The 13,347-nt window shown below is 60.4% G+C and carries 15 protein-coding genes and 1 tRNA gene; 4 read left to right on the top strand and 12 right to left on the bottom strand.

Annotation, left to right across the window (positions count from 1 at the left end):
* Positions 1–106 precede the first annotated feature (106 nt).
* A complete protein-coding gene (locus IE166_RS02900; RefSeq protein ID WP_189501513.1) occupies positions 107–1,405 on the top strand; it encodes a PQQ-dependent sugar dehydrogenase in 1,299 nt (432 codons plus the stop codon).
* A gap of 847 nt (positions 1,406–2,252) precedes the next feature.
* On the opposite strand, the gene IE166_RS02895 is transcribed toward IE166_RS02900, so the two are convergent.
* Both IE166_RS02895 and IE166_RS02890 read right to left on the bottom strand, forming a co-directional pair.
* On the bottom strand, positions 2,253–2,552 hold the full coding sequence (locus tag IE166_RS02895) for a hypothetical protein (protein WP_189501512.1): 300 nt from the start codon (positions 2,550–2,552) through the stop codon (positions 2,253–2,255).
* Between the two features lie 76 nt (positions 2,553–2,628).
* On the bottom strand, positions 2,629–3,153 hold the full coding sequence (locus tag IE166_RS02890) for a hypothetical protein (protein ID WP_189501511.1): 525 nt from the start codon (positions 3,151–3,153) through the stop codon (positions 2,629–2,631).
* 273 nt (positions 3,154–3,426) lie between these two features.
* On the opposite strand from IE166_RS02890, the gene IE166_RS02885 reads away from it, so the two are divergent.
* Together IE166_RS02885 and IE166_RS02880 are read left to right on the top strand one after the other, a co-directional pair.
* Positions 3,427–3,503 (top strand) — tRNA-Pro (locus IE166_RS02885).
* Positions 3,504–3,573: 70 nt separating this feature from the next.
* Positions 3,574–3,789: a hypothetical protein gene (locus IE166_RS02880; RefSeq protein ID WP_189501510.1), complete on the top strand. Its 216-nt coding sequence runs from the start codon at positions 3,574–3,576 to the stop codon at positions 3,787–3,789.
* Positions 3,790–3,798: 9 nt separating this feature from the next.
* Here the strand turns inward: IE166_RS02880 and IE166_RS02875 are convergent, their stop codons facing one another.
* The 6 genes from IE166_RS02875 to IE166_RS02850 all read right to left on the bottom strand — a co-directional run bounded on the left by IE166_RS02875 (position 3,799) and on the right by IE166_RS02850 (position 8,124).
* Positions 3,799–4,350, bottom strand: a complete 552-nt coding sequence (locus tag IE166_RS02875; protein ID WP_189503207.1) for a MerR family transcriptional regulator — start codon at positions 4,348–4,350, stop codon at positions 3,799–3,801.
* A 102-nt stretch (positions 4,351–4,452) separates the two neighbouring features.
* A complete protein-coding gene (locus IE166_RS02870) occupies positions 4,453–4,788 on the bottom strand; it encodes an integration host factor subunit alpha (RefSeq protein ID WP_189501509.1) in 336 nt (111 codons plus the stop codon).
* Between the two features lie 98 nt (positions 4,789–4,886).
* Positions 4,887–5,858: a beta-ketoacyl-ACP synthase III gene (locus IE166_RS02865; RefSeq protein ID WP_189501508.1), complete on the bottom strand. Its 972-nt coding sequence runs from the start codon at positions 5,856–5,858 to the stop codon at positions 4,887–4,889.
* Positions 5,855–6,931: a phosphate acyltransferase PlsX gene (gene plsX, locus IE166_RS02860; protein ID WP_189501507.1), complete on the bottom strand. Its 1,077-nt coding sequence runs from the start codon at positions 6,929–6,931 to the stop codon at positions 5,855–5,857. Before plsX ends, IE166_RS02865 begins: the two co-directional genes overlap by 4 nt.
* A 102-nt stretch (positions 6,932–7,033) precedes the next feature.
* Positions 7,034–7,576 (bottom strand): DUF177 domain-containing protein, encoded by a 543-nt coding sequence (locus IE166_RS02855; RefSeq protein ID WP_244641303.1) that lies wholly within the window; start codon positions 7,574–7,576, stop codon positions 7,034–7,036.
* Positions 7,573–8,124 (bottom strand): ubiquinol-cytochrome C chaperone family protein, encoded by a 552-nt coding sequence (locus tag IE166_RS02850; RefSeq protein ID WP_189501506.1) that lies wholly within the window; start codon positions 8,122–8,124, stop codon positions 7,573–7,575. The genes IE166_RS02855 and IE166_RS02850 overlap by 4 nt, the downstream gene beginning before the upstream one ends.
* Positions 8,125–8,256: 132 nt before the next feature.
* On the opposite strand from IE166_RS02850, the gene IE166_RS02845 reads away from it, so the two are divergent.
* Entirely contained in the window at positions 8,257–8,751 is a 495-nt protein-coding gene (locus IE166_RS02845) for an outer membrane protein assembly factor BamE (RefSeq protein WP_244641394.1), read from the top strand.
* A 61-nt stretch (positions 8,752–8,812) separates the two neighbouring features.
* Here the strand turns inward: IE166_RS02845 and IE166_RS02840 are convergent, their stop codons facing one another.
* From IE166_RS02840 to ribH, 4 genes are all read right to left on the bottom strand, one after another.
* On the bottom strand, positions 8,813–10,969 hold the full coding sequence (locus IE166_RS02840; RefSeq protein ID WP_189501504.1) for a sodium-translocating pyrophosphatase: 2,157 nt from the start codon (positions 10,967–10,969) through the stop codon (positions 8,813–8,815).
* A gap of 167 nt (positions 10,970–11,136) precedes the next feature.
* Entirely contained in the window at positions 11,137–12,339 is a 1,203-nt protein-coding gene (locus tag IE166_RS02835; RefSeq protein WP_189501503.1) for an MFS transporter, read from the bottom strand.
* Positions 12,336–12,815 (bottom strand): transcription antitermination factor NusB, encoded by a 480-nt coding sequence (gene nusB / locus IE166_RS02830; RefSeq protein ID WP_189503205.1) that lies wholly within the window; start codon positions 12,813–12,815, stop codon positions 12,336–12,338. The genes IE166_RS02835 and nusB overlap by 4 nt, the downstream gene beginning before the upstream one ends.
* A gap of 54 nt (positions 12,816–12,869) precedes the next feature.
* Complete coding sequence (gene ribH, locus IE166_RS02825; RefSeq protein ID WP_189501502.1) at positions 12,870–13,325, bottom strand: 6,7-dimethyl-8-ribityllumazine synthase; 456 nt, start codon at positions 13,323–13,325, stop codon at positions 12,870–12,872.
* Between the last annotated feature and the right edge of the window lie 22 nt (positions 13,326–13,347).

Genomic DNA, 13,347 nt, shown 5'->3' with positions numbered 1-13,347 from the left:
AACCGGCTGATAGGGTCCGCATTGGATCGTGAAGGCGGAAGGCTTCGCAAGCCCGCCCGATCTCGGCATTGGCCGACACATGATAAACGCGACACAAGGACAGTCCATGAGCCGCCTCCTCATTCTTCTCACCAGCACCGCTTTCTCCGTTAGCCTTGCAGGCACAGCCGCGCATGCCCAATCAACCGGGGACACATCGCCGGTCGAACAGGTGGAAGGTCAGGTTCCCGCGAGCGGCGATGAGGGCACGCCGGCCAACAAGCCTGTTGAAACCCAAAGCCCCAACGCGCCCAACCAGAAACCCGCCTTCCAGAATCAAACGCGCGCGCCGCAGCCTTCCACCCTGGCGAAGGTCTCGGTCACGCCCGTGGCAGAAGGCCTGCCGCAACTCTGGGCCATGGAGTTCCTGCCGGGCGGGCGCATGCTGGTGACCACCAAGGAAGGCGCGATGCATGTGGTGTCGGCTGACGGCAAGCCGGGCAAGGCGCTCGAAGGTCTCCCGAAAGTCGACTCGCGCGGCCAGGGCGGCCTCCTCGATGTTGCCCTCGCGACGGATTTCGAAAGCTCGAACCGCATCTACTTCAGCTTCAGCGAGCCACGCGTTGACGGCAATGGCACGTCGGTCGCCTCGGCCACCCTGTCGCTCGATGACAGTAACGACGGAAAGCTGGACGATGTGAAGGTCATCTTCCGTCAAACGCCATCATGGGAAAACAACAAGCACTTCGGCTCGCGCATCGTGCCAACCGACGATGGCCACCTCTATGTCACGGTTGGCGAGCGGTCGGATAAAGAGCCGCGCGTGCAGGCACAGGATCTCAGCAGCGGCCTTGGCAAGGTCTTCCGCATCAAGACGGATGGTACGGCTGCAGACGGCAACCCGCTTGCCGAGCAACAGAATGCCCTGCCGGAGATCTGGTCCTACGGACACCGCAACATGCAGGCGGCCGCCTTGGACAGTCAGGGCCGCTTGTGGACGGTTGAGCATGGGCCCAAGGGCGGCGATGAGCTCAACCGCCCCGAAGGCGGCAAGAACTATGGCTGGCCGGTGATCACCTATGGGATCGAATATAGCGGCCAGCCGGTCGGCGACGGCGTTACGTCCAAAGACGGCATGGAGCAGCCGGTTTATTACTGGGATCCTGTGATCGGCCCATCCGGCATGGTCTTCTATCAGGGCGATCAGTTCTCCGACTGGAAGAACACCGTCCTGATTGGTGGACTGGTTTCCACCGGCATCGTGGTTCTGCATCTCGACAACGACCGCGTCGCTTCCGAAGAGCGCATCCCGCTCGAAGCCCGCGTGCGCGACGTGAAAGTGGCCGACGACGGCGCCATTTACGCCGTGACCGAAAACCCGAAGGCGGGCACGTCGAGCATCCTGAAGGTCACGCCGGACGCCTGATCCGAGTATACACAACGAATGAGCGGGCTGCATCGCGGCCCGCTCAGAACTACGCGTGAACTAGGTCGGACTTAGCGGCTCTCGTGACGAGAGCGCCACACGAAGTAGGTCGCGCCGACTTTCCAGACAGGCACCAGCCTCGCCCGTTCATCACTGCGAAGGTGCCAATAGCGCTTCACCTTCAGGGTTCCGCCGGGGAGCCAAATGCGCAGGGGCAGCATGAGCAGGATCTCTTTGCTCGTTCGTCTTGCATCCTTGTATAAGAATATTATGTTTTTGTGAAATGCCTTGCCACTTTGGCAAGCATCCGAGACTCTGTCCAGCTTGTCACGCCATAGCCGTGGAGTGCGTGCTGATATCAGACACGAAAAAGGGCCACCAAGGCAGCCCTTTCAATGGCACTGTCACTCAGCCAAACCCGTCAGGACTTCGAAGCGCCGCCTTTGTTTTTCGCATCATGCGTGTGGTGGCTATCGGGCTCGCCGCCACCATCGGACACGTTGCTTCGACTGCGTTCATCTGAGTCTGCTGGCGGCTTCTTGATCTCAAGCGGCTCCTTAGCCGCAAGCTATGGAACAATGCGCGATCACAAGTAGCTGACCGCCAAGGTAGCCCATTGTTCTCCGGCGCTTCTTCCCTGCCCTCCGGGCCTGCCATCCGGCCCAATCAAACAGCAGAAAGGAAGCGGCTTCAGCCGACTTCGGCTCCTGTCACAAGAACACCATCGTGTGATTGGTGTTGTGAAAGAGCGGCATGCGTGCAAATAAGGCTTTAAGAAGTTTTTAACCGCAGAGTTCTACGGTTATGTCAGCAGAGGATGGCGGTCCCCTGCTGACAGGCGCGATCGCTAAACTGGGATCGAGCCGTTCAAAAGACCGATAGCAATGGGAATGGCGATTGGAGCAACCCAGGAGTAAATCCTGTCCACCTGCTTCACTCGCCGTTCCTTATCGGCTTCACGTGCATCAAGCTCAAGCTGGACCATGACGTCGGCTAGATAGTGAGCCGCCTTATCGTGGTGACCTTGACGCTTGTATTCGAGGATCTTTTCTCGAAGGGCTTCCAAAAAATCGGCTCGCTTGGCGACCTCTGGAATAACCATGTGCACCAAATAACGGACACGGCTGTTTATCGGATCATCTTCCATGCGGAGGGTCCTTTCCCTGTTGCAGATGGTAAAGTCGTTCGGTCATGTCTCTCTCCTTGTTAGCTAAACAAAAGGGTCAGGCGACTGCCTGACCCTCAGCGGCCTTCAGCGTTTCAGCGTTCAAAATAGCCATCTTGAATGCATCGCGCCCGAAGTTATTGATCTTATAGAGACGGCTTCGCCCCGCCTTACCTTCCGCCGAGTTGATGATCTCGTCGAGCAAGCCTTTGCTCATCAACCGTTCGATTGTCTTATAAACCATTGCAAGGTTCATCGGTCGCCCGTTGAACTGCTCTGTCACCTGAAGAACGGTTGAGTAAGAGATCTCTGCTCCTCCACCCGACCTTTCAGAATAAAGAGATGTAGCTAGGACATGTACCTCGTGTCTGTTGAGTGGCTCGACAAACCAGTCCTCATATAGGCCCAGAGCAATCATCGCCTCCTCAAGTTCACGCTCGAAATCGCTCTGCTCCCAAAGGCGCAGAACGGTTTCAAGTGATTGCTTGAGTCGTTCCTGATGAATGTGCGTCGGTGCCACAGGCCTTGGGTCGTTTGTCGCAGCCAGACCTGGCGGGTCTGTATTAAGCATCATGTGGTCCATTGTGATCCTCCATCAATCACGCGCACGCACGCTTGCGGCGCTCCCTTATTCTAAGATCGTATAATGGAGCTTTCAAGGGCCTATTATACGATCATGTAAATAGGTGGGGAGTGGGAGATTGCATGCTGGAACAAGCACAAAACATCCGCGGTAAAATTGCGGTAGTTTCCGTACCGCAAGCTGCGTCCAGCGACTTTCCAGTGCCCTTATGTTCTTTCCTTCCTTTTTCAGGCTTGCGCCAAAACCCCAGGCTCTATAAGGCTTTCCTTGGTTCGGAGCGTAGCGCAGCCCGGTAGCGCACTTGACTGGGGGTCAAGGGGTCGTGGGTTCGAATCCCGCCGCTCCGACCAATTTCCTTCCGGGAACAAACAAGCTGCCTGCGCGTCTTCATCGACTATCCCTAGATGAGCGACCGAGATCATGACAGCACCCTCCGAAGCGACCACGTTGACGATCACGCTGACGCCGGAGCTTTCAGCTGCCCTTGATCGCTACATTGCGGAATCCAGCCACGACCAAAGCCATGCGCTTGCGATCACGCAGGCGCTGCGGGAATGGGCTGCTTCCAAAGGCTATCTTGAGGGGTCCGACGAAGGGCTGCGGCCCGATCAGTTGAATGCCGCGAATGACGACTGACGCAAACCGTCAGCGCACCTGGTCGAGCAAACGTTTGCATTCCAGCAGATCGAACAGGGCTTCCTGAAGAAGAGCGCGGTTATCGCGAGACAGGCGCCCCTGATCGGCGGAAACGGGGCCGTCTTCCTCGTGTTTGCCCATGCCGAAGAACCGCCGGCTGGGCTTCACCTTCGGCTCTCCGAGCAGCATCTCGTCTTCCGGCCCACGGTGAACCAGCTGCGACGCGGCTGGCACAGGCTCGGGTGCTTCCGCCTGCTTGCGCTGTGCGAGCGCCTCGGCAGCGGCCAGGTCGCCATTTCCGACAGCCATCAGGAACTGGTTGCCATTATCGCGCAGCAGCTTCTGCACGCCCTTGATCGTATAGCCCTGATCATAAAGCATATGACGAATGCCCTTGATCAGCTCGACGTCATGCGGCCGATAATATCGGCGGCCGCCGCCACGTTTCATCGGCTTGATCTGGGTGAAACGGGTTTCCCAAAAGCGCAGCACATGCTGCGGCAGATCGAGATCTTCCGCGACCTCACTGATGGTGCGGAAGGCGTCAGGGCTTTTGTCCAGCATTGTCACACTCCCGCTCGCGTAAGCGATTCGCGAATCATGGGATATTCCAGCGAGTTAAGCTGGCACTTTCAAGCCCGGCAAGAAGCCGGCGCTCAAACTTCAACCGGCTTTCTTCGCCTTTGAAGGCTTGGCAGCACTCGTATGGCCGTCGATGATGCGGCTTTTCAGAACGTTGGAAGCCTTGAAGGTCATCACCCGGCGCGGTGAAATCGGCACTTCCTCGCCGGTCTTTGGATTGCGTCCGATACGTTCGTTCTTCTCGCGGACATGGAAGGTCGCGAAGGAAGACAACTTGACGTCCTCGCCGCGCACGATCGCGGCGCAGATTTCATCGAGCACGGATTCAACGAGTTGGGCAGATTCGCTGCGCGACAAGCCGACCTTGCGATACACGGCCTCGGCAAGATCAGCCCGTGTGAGTGTCTTGCCTTCCATCCGCCGCCGTCCCAGCTTGTCGCTTCATCAAAGTAACAAATGAGAAGCGAACCTAGAAAATTCACTTCGCGAGGTCAAGGACTTAGCCTGGCAAAACGCTACCAGCGCAGAAGCACGGCACCCCAGGTGAAACCGCCGCCCATGGCTTCCAGAAGCACGAGGTCGCCCTTCTTGATACGACCGTCGGCAACAGCGCTGGCCAGCGCCAGCGGAACGGAAGCGGCAGACGTGTTGCCGTGCAGATCGACGGTGACGACGACCTTTTCCATGGGTATGCCGAGTTTCTTGGCCGATGCTTCGATGATGCGGCGGTTGGCCTGATGCGGCACAAACCAGTCGAGCTGATCGGCGGTGATCTCGCCCTGGCGGAAAGTTTCTTCGATCACATCGGTGATCATGCCCACCGCGTGCTTGAAGACTTCCTTGCCTTCCATGCGCAGCACGCCGACCTTGCCAGTCGTGGACGGGCCGCCGTCGACATAAAGCTTCTGCTTGTGGCTGCCGTCTGAGCGCAGGCTGGCTGCGATAATACCCTGATCGGTCAACGCGCCCGTGCCCTCCTCCGCTTCAAGCACGACGGCGCCAGCTCCATCGCCGAACAGCACGCAAGTGGTACGGTCGGTCCAGTCGAGAATGCGCGAGAAGGTTTCGGAGCCGATCACCAGCGCGCGCTTGGCCATGCCGCCACGCAGATGCAGGTCGGCCGTGGTGATCGCGTAAACGAAGCCGGAGCAGACCGCCTGGAGATCGAAGGCGAAACCGTGGGTGATGCCCAGGCGGTTCTGGATCTCCACGGCTGTTGCCGGGAAGGTGTTGTTGGGCGTCGATGTCGCCAGCACGATCAGGTCGATGTCGGCCGGCGTCAGGCCCGCTGCATCAAGCGCTGCACGCGCTGCCGCTTCGCCGAGCGACGCGGTCGATTCGTCGTCACCGGCAATGTGGCGCTGGGTGATACCCGTACGCTGAACAATCCACTCGTCGGTGGTGTCCACCAGTGTTTCGAACTCGGAATTCTTCATGATGCGGCGCGGCAGCGAGGTGCCTACGCCTTTTACGACAGATCGAATCACGCTTCGCCCTCGCCTTCTTCGTCTGCTCGCGCCCGGCCCAGCGCTGATAGTTGATGCCGATGCGCGTGAAACAGCTGCAGATCCGCTTCGATGCGGTCGATCAGCCGGTTGCGCACCATGTCGTAGCCGAGGTCGATCGCGGCCGCGAACCCTTCGTGATCCGTGCCGCCATGGCTTTTCACGACGATGCCGTTCAAGCCGAGAAAGACGCCGCCGTTGGATTTGCGAACATCCATCTTCTCACGCAGCGCGTTGAAGGCACCGCGCGCAAAGAAGTAGCCGATCTTGGACATCAGGCTCTGGCTCATCGCCGCGCGCAGGTAGCCCGCGATCTGCTTGGCCGTGCCTTCGGCAGTCTTCAGCGCGATATTGCCGGAAAAACCTTCGGTCACCACAACGTCAACGGTGCCCTTGCCGATGTCGTCGCCTTCGACGAAGCCTTGGTAAACCAGCGAGTTCAGCTCGGTATAGCGCAGGATCTGCCCGGCTTCCTTGACCTCTTCCTGGCCCTTGATCTCCTCGACGCCGACATTCAGCAGGCCGATGGTCGGCCGTTCGATCTGGAAGAGTGCGCGCGACATGGCACCGCCGAGGATGGCGAAATCAACGAGCTGGTGGGCGTCGGCACCGATTGATGCGCCGACATCCAGCACGATGCTTTCGCCGCGTGTGGTTGGCCAGATCGCGGCGATGGCCGGACGATCAATCTTCGCCATGGTGCGCAGGCAGAAGCGCGCCATGGCCATCAGCGCGCCGGTGTTGCCGGCCGATATGCAGACATCGGCCTGGCCGAGCTTGACCGCCTCGATGGCGCGCCACATCGACGACTTGCCGCGACCATGGCGCAAAGCCTGGCTCGGCTTGTCGTCCATACGCACAGCAACATCGCAGTGGATGAATTCGACTGAACTCGCGAGGCTAGGGAACTTGGCCAGTTCCGGATGCACGGCCTCCTGGCGCCCGAACACGATAAAACGCGAATCGGGCCGGCGTTCAAGAAACGTGGCGAGGGCGGGAACGACGACCCCTGGGCCGTGATCGCCGCCCATGGCGTCGATGGAAATTCGGATCACGCTTGGCTTTTTCTTTTTTGCTTAAGGGGCCGGGCGACAGGAGGCGCGAAAATAGCTGTTTTGGCGGACGGCACAACAGCTAAGGCGCGCCTGCCCGTGAAATCAGAGCTTGTCCTTCAAAGCCGCCAGTTTTTCGGCAAGCGGGTTCATGGGCGCCGCAGAGTCTTCACGGATTTCCAGGGTTTCTACGCCTTCCTTACGCGGATAAGGATCGATTGCGAGGGCGAAGATCTCCTCCGCGAGCGCGCCGACATCCACGGTATCACCCTCAAGAATCTCCGGCGCATCGGGACCGTCGGGATCGATCATCAACTCGTCGCTGGGATCTGGAAGGCGATGCAGCTTGGAATTGCGCGGCAGGAAGGTCGCCTCGATAGCTTCATCGATTCGCGCCGTGAGCGGCTCGAGCGTAACAATGCAGGCCTGGGTGATCTTGGCTTCGACCTTGCCATTCACCGCAACGCCGCTGCCTTTCCAGTCCGTGACCATGACATCGGCGACGAACCGCTCCACCGAAACGAGGTCATGCGCTTCCGCCAGAGCCGCGCGCATATCAGCGTCGGCTTCGATTCGCACCGGCATGCCTTTTGACGGCAAGCGGTTGATGCTGACGGGAAAGGAGACCGGGCTTTTTGTGGTGTTCAAGTTTCGATTTCCTCAAGAACGCTGCCGAAGCGAACCTGCCCCTCGGCGAATGCCGTCAAAGGCTGGCTCGCAAGGTAATTGCTGGCACGCCGCATGTAATCAGCAATCGCAGGTGTTTCCGCCCAATCTGTGACGTCCGGCCGAACATTGCGCGCGATGGCGGCTGCTAGCGCGACTTGATCGCCGCTGTCGAGCGCATCCGAGTAGGATCTTGCGCGACCGAAAAACATACGCGCCAGCTTCTTGATGCGCTTCGGCACGCCTACGTCGGAGATGCCGAGTTCGCGAAGGGAATGATCCACATCGAGAAAGAACTCGTCGGTCAGGATCTGCGCGATGCGCTGGAGATCGCCCGCCTCACCTCGGATGCGGTGCAGAAACAGGACCATGTGAACCGAAATCATCTCGAAACGGCCAATCGGCGTATCGGGTACATTCCAGTGTGCATAAAAAGCTGGCTGCCGCGCCGCTGCCACGATCTGCTCATAAAGGCTGATCGCTGCCGTTCTGCCCGCATTCTCGCTGCGGCCGAACAGTTTGCGTAACATGGTGCGTGAACTCCCGTTTCTGCGGCGAAACCAGTCCGGTTGCATCCGCTTCGAAGCTGGTCTACCGGTTTTCACGCTTTCCTGCAAAGCTGGTGGGGATTGGACAGTATGAACTCGACGGCATTTTCCCGGATGTGGAAGGTTACTCGCGGCATTGCGGTGCTCGGCGCATCGACCCTTGCGCTTTCAGCGTGCACGGCAGCAAGCCTCGCACCCGGCGAAACGCTCACGCAAGGTTATGTCATCGACGAGCAGGCGATTGAGCTGGTGCCAGTCGGCTCGTCTCGCGAACAGGTGCAGCTGGCTCTCGGCAGCCCATCGACCACGGCGACCTTTGACGCCGAAGCCTATTACTACATCTCACAAACGCGCCGCCGCGATGTGGCTTTCATGAACCCGCGCATCGTTGATCGCCGCATCCTCGCCGTTTACTTCGGTGCCGACGGACGCGTGACGCAGATCGCCCATTACGGGTTGCAGGATGGCAAGGTGTTCGACTTCATTTCGCGCACAACGCCAACAGGCGGCAAGGACCAGACGTTTATCGGTCAGGTGCTGACGGGCGCTGGCGCCTTCGGTGCCCCATCCCGCCTTGACGGCAACCGTGGCCCCAAGGCCGGCATCTAGGCCTTCAAAGACTCAAGCAAAGAGCCCGCCGAGATCATCTCGGCGGGCTCTTTCGTTTTGATCAGCCGCTATGGGCGAGCACGGCCAGCAGCAGCAAGGCTACGATGTTGGTGATCTTGATCGCCGGATTGACGGCAGGCCCGGCGGTATCCTTGTAGGGATCGCCGACCGTATCACCGGTCACCGACGCCTTATGCGCGTCCGAGCCTTTGAGGTGGCGGGTGCCGTCCTTGTCGACGAAACCATCCTCGAAGCTTTTCTTGGCATTATCCCAGGCACCGCCACCCGAGGTCATCGAGATCGCCACGAACAGGCCGTTGACGATGACGCCGAGGAGCGATGCACCGAGGGCTGCGAAAGCCGACGCCTTCGAGCCGGAAATCAGCAGGACGCCGAAATACACGACGAGCGGTGCCAGTACCGGCAGCAGCGAGGGCACGATCATCTCCTTGATCGCGGCCTTGGTCAGGATATCCACAGCGCGGGCGTAATCCGGCTTGGACGTTCCCTGCATGATGCCGGCATCGGCGCGGAATTGCCGACGCACCTCCTCGACGATCGACCCCGCGGCTCGACCCACCGCCGTCATGGCAATGCCGCCAAACAGGTAGGGAATCAGCCCGCCAAAGATCAGCCCTGCCACCACATACGGGTTCGACAGGTCGAAGGAGACCGTGCCGATATCCGAGAAGTAGGGGAAAAGCGTCGGGTTCGATGCGAAATATTGCAGGTCGTAGCTATAGGCGGCAAACAGCACGAGCGCGCCCAAACCGGCCGAGCCGATCGCATAGCCCTTGGTGACGGCCTTGGTCGTGTTGCCGACCGCATCGAGCGCATCGGTGGATTGCCGCACTTCCTTGGGCAGGCCCGACATTTCAGCGATACCGCCAGCATTGTCGGTGACGGGGCCGAACGCATCCAGCGCGACGATCATGCCAGCGAGGCCGAGCATCGTCGTGACCGCGATGGCTGTGCCGAACAGGCCGGCAAGCTGGTAGGTCGAGATGATGCCGCCCACGATCACGATCGCCGGAAGCGCGGTTGATTCGAGCGAAACCGCCAGACCCTGGATGACATTTGTGCCGTGACCGGTCACAGATGCCTGGGCAATGGAGTTCACCGGACGTTTGTTGGTTCCGGTGTAGTATTCGGTGATGACCACGATCAGCCCGGTGACGATGAGACCGAGCAAGCCGCAGGTGAAGAGGCTGAGGCCGGTAACAATCATGCCGTTGGCCGAGCCGATATCACCCCAGCCGACCGTCAGCTGCGTAGCAAGTGCCAAGCCAACAATCGATAACAAGCCGGTGACGATCAGGCCCTTGTAGAGGGCGCCCATGATCGAGCCGTTGGCCGACAGTTTTACAAAGAAGGTGCCGATGATCGAGGTGATGATGCAGGTGCCGCAGATGGCGAGAGGATAAAGCAGCACGCTAGACAGCACGTCGGTGCCGGCAAAGAAGATCGCCCCGAGAACCATGGTGGCGACGACCGTCACCGCATAGGTCTCGAACAGATCGGCCGCCATGCCGGCGCAGTCGCCGACATTGTCGCCGACATTATCCGCGATGGTTGCGGGGTTGCGTGGATCGTCTTCCGGGATCCCCGCCTCAACCTTGCCGACGAGATCGCCGCCGACGTCCGCGCCCTTGGTGAAGATGCCGCCGCCCAGACGCGCGAAGATCGAGATCAGCGATGCGCCAAAGCCGAGTGCCACCAAAGCATCGATGACTTCACGCGGCAGCTGGTTGTTGGTGATCGCATAGCCCATCGGCCCGATCAGAACCCAGAAATAGACCGCAACACCAAGCAGAGCGAGGCCGGCCACCAGAAGGCCAGTGATCGCGCCGGACTTGAAGGCGATGTTTAGGCCTGCCGCCAGGCTGTTTGATGCGGCTTGCGCTGTGCGGACATTGGCGCGGACGGACACGTGCATGCCGATGAAGCCGGCGACGCCCGACAGAACCGCTCCGATCAGAAAGCCGATGGCGGCGGTGGCGGACAACAGCCACCAGACGACGAGGAAGACCACCACGCCGACAATGGCGATCGTGGTGTATTGGCGTGCAAGATAGGCCTGCGCGCCTTCGCGGATTGCGGCCGAAATCTCTTGCATGCGCGCGCTACCCTGGTCGGCGGCGAGAACCGACCGGGTTGCCCATATCGCATATGCAAGGGAAAGCAGACCGCAGAGAATGACGACGGTAAGCATGGTCATTGCCTGGGATTTCCTTCCGGTTTCGTCCGGCGAACCCCTCCCCGGACGCAAAGCGAGACCCTGGACAGGACACTCCGATCCCGGCCCCTTCCTTAGGGGTAGGCCCTGGAAGCGGAGATCGTCAAGCGGAAGACGACTCGTCGCGGTCGCAAACGGGCTCGTGCCGATCAGGCGAGAAGCTGGCGCCGCTGCTTGACCAGGGGAACGAGCACCACGAAGCAGATCGCGACAACGGGGAACACGATCCAGTTCAGCATATCCCAGCCATAGGCATTGTAGACCTGGCCGGACATCAGGGAGGCAAAGGCCACGCTGCCGAACAGAACCGAATCGTGGAAGCCGAGCACGCGCGAGCGCTCGGCTGGGCGGTAGGTCTGCGCCGTCATGGCCGTCGAGCCGATGAAGCCGAAGTTCCAGCCAAGGCCGAGGATGATGAGCGATGTCCAGAACTGCCAGAGTTCGATGCCAGACAAAGCGATCAGCGCGCAGACAACGAGCAGGACGAGGCCGACGGTGACGATGACCGGCGCGCCAAAGCGGTTGATCAGCCGGCCGGTGAAGAAGCTCGGCCCAAACATTGCCATCACGTGCCAGGAAATGCCGAGCGTCGCCTGATCCTGGGTGAAGCCGCAACCGACCATCGCGAGCGGTGCGCCGGTCATCACGAAGCTCATCAGCGCATAACTGCCGACACCACAGGTCAAAGCCGCAACGAAGCGGGGCTGGCTGATGATCTCACGCAAGGGTCTCGCCGGCTCAGCGTCGGCGTCTCCGGTCGACTTGGCAGCAAGGGCGCGACGCGGCAGAAATGAAAGGAGAACACCGCCAACCGCGGCAAGCCCAATGATCGAAGCAAAAGAACCGGCGAACATGACCGGCGCCAGTAGCTCGCGCGTGAAGATCACGATCTGCGGTCCGAGAATGGCGGTGAGCACGCCTCCGGTCATGATAAAGGAAATGGCGCGCGCCTTGAACTCCGGCGGCGCATTGTCGGCAGCCGCAAACCGGAATTGCTGGACGAAGGCGCCACCAAGGCCGACCACCAAGAGGCCGACCACGAGCACCCAGAAGTTGCCGGCATACAAAGCGGCAGTGGCGATTGCTCCACCGGCCGCTGTCGTGACGACACCGGCTAGAAAGCCGCCGCGTTGGCCGAGCATGCGGATTGCGGCTGCGGCAGGCAATGCGCCCAAGGCGACGCCCAGCGTGTAACCGGTCACCGGAGCGGTGGCGAGCGCCTTGTCCTGATCAAGCAGATAGTAGCCCGCAAGGGCTCCGATCGAAATGCAGATCGGTCCCGCGGCCCCGACGATAGCCTGGGCAAAAGCGAGGATCAGTGCCGTCCTGCGCGCTTCTGCCGGGCTTGTCATCCCACGTCCTTGCCGGGATCGCGTCCACGGCCCTCGCCCCGAATGCGGCGCGCCACGCGGTCGAGAACCGCGTTCACCAGCTTCGGCTCGTCTTCGAGATAGAAGGCCTTGGCGATGTCGACATATTCGGAAACGATCACAGCCACCGGCACGTCCTGGCGGCGCATCAGCTCGTAAACACCGGCGCGGAGAATGGCACGCAGGGTCGAATCAAGCCGCGACAACGGCCAGTCCTCAGTGAGCGCCTGGCGAATAACCGGATCGATCGTCTTCTGGTCTTCCACGACACCCGACAGAATGGCGCGGAACCACTGCGCGTCGGCATCACGATAGGTGGCCCCATCAATTTCCTTGCCGAGCCGGAACGCCTCATATTCCGCGGCAATTTCCAGAACGCCGGTTCCGGCGACATCCATCTGGTACAGCGCCTGCACGGCAGCGAGCCGAGCCGCGCCACGCTTGTTCACCTGGCGGATCGGGGCGGCTTCGTTGGTTGGCCGACCTTCGTTGGTTGGATTGTCAGACAATCCTCAAGCTCCCAGCTTTGCGCGCAGCGCAATCATCGTCAGCGCGGCGCGAGCGGCGGAACCACCCTTGTCGAGTTCGCTGCGCTTGGCGCGCGTCCAGGCCTGCTCGTCGTTTTCTGTGGTCAGGATGCCGTTGCCGATGGCCAGCGACTCGTCGACCGAAAGCTCCATCAACGCGCGGCAAGACTCGTTCGCCACGATGTCGAAATGGTAGGTTTCGCCGCGAATGACGGTGCCAAGCGCGACATAGCCGTCATAATCAGTTCCGCCATGCTCCGCGGCATCGAGGGAAAACGTAATGGCGGCAGGAATTTCGAGGGCACCCGGCACGGTCACGATGTCATAGGTCGCGCCAGCAGCGTCGAGGGCAGCCTTCGCGCCATCAAGCAACGCGTCGGCGAGATCGTCGTAGAAACGCGCTTCTACAATCAGCAGATGGGGCTTGTTGCTGTCGGCCATGTCAGTCTCCGGAAGAGGCGCT

Origin of the sequence: Tianweitania populi (assembly GCF_014652875.1) — a bacterium.
Taxonomy (GTDB): Bacteria; Pseudomonadota; Alphaproteobacteria; order Rhizobiales; family Rhizobiaceae; genus Tianweitania; species Tianweitania populi.
The sequence above is the reverse complement of the archived record's forward strand: the minus strand, read 5'-3'. Positions and strand labels throughout refer to the sequence as shown.

Coding starts and splice junctions, on each gene's coding strand:
- IE166_RS02900 (WP_189501513.1), top strand. CDS start 107: ATGAGCCGCCTCCTCATTCTTCTCACCAGCACCGCTTTCTCCGTTAGC.
- IE166_RS02895 (WP_189501512.1), bottom strand. CDS start 2,552: ATGGAAGATGATCCGATAAACAGCCGTGTCCGTTATTTGGTGCACATG.
- IE166_RS02890 (WP_189501511.1), bottom strand. CDS start 3,153: ATGGACCACATGATGCTTAATACAGACCCGCCAGGTCTGGCTGCGACA.
- IE166_RS02880 (WP_189501510.1), top strand. CDS start 3,574: ATGACAGCACCCTCCGAAGCGACCACGTTGACGATCACGCTGACGCCG.
- IE166_RS02870 (WP_189501509.1), bottom strand. CDS start 4,788: ATGGAAGGCAAGACACTCACACGGGCTGATCTTGCCGAGGCCGTGTAT.
- IE166_RS02850 (WP_189501506.1), bottom strand. CDS start 8,124: ATGTTACGCAAACTGTTCGGCCGCAGCGAGAATGCGGGCAGAACGGCA.
- IE166_RS02845 (WP_244641394.1), top strand. CDS start 8,257: ATGTGGAAGGTTACTCGCGGCATTGCGGTGCTCGGCGCATCGACCCTT.
- IE166_RS02840 (WP_189501504.1), bottom strand. CDS start 10,969: ATGACCATGCTTACCGTCGTCATTCTCTGCGGTCTGCTTTCCCTTGCA.
- IE166_RS02835 (WP_189501503.1), bottom strand. CDS start 12,339: ATGACAAGCCCGGCAGAAGCGCGCAGGACGGCACTGATCCTCGCTTTT.
- ribH (WP_189501502.1), bottom strand. CDS start 13,325: ATGGCCGACAGCAACAAGCCCCATCTGCTGATTGTAGAAGCGCGTTTC.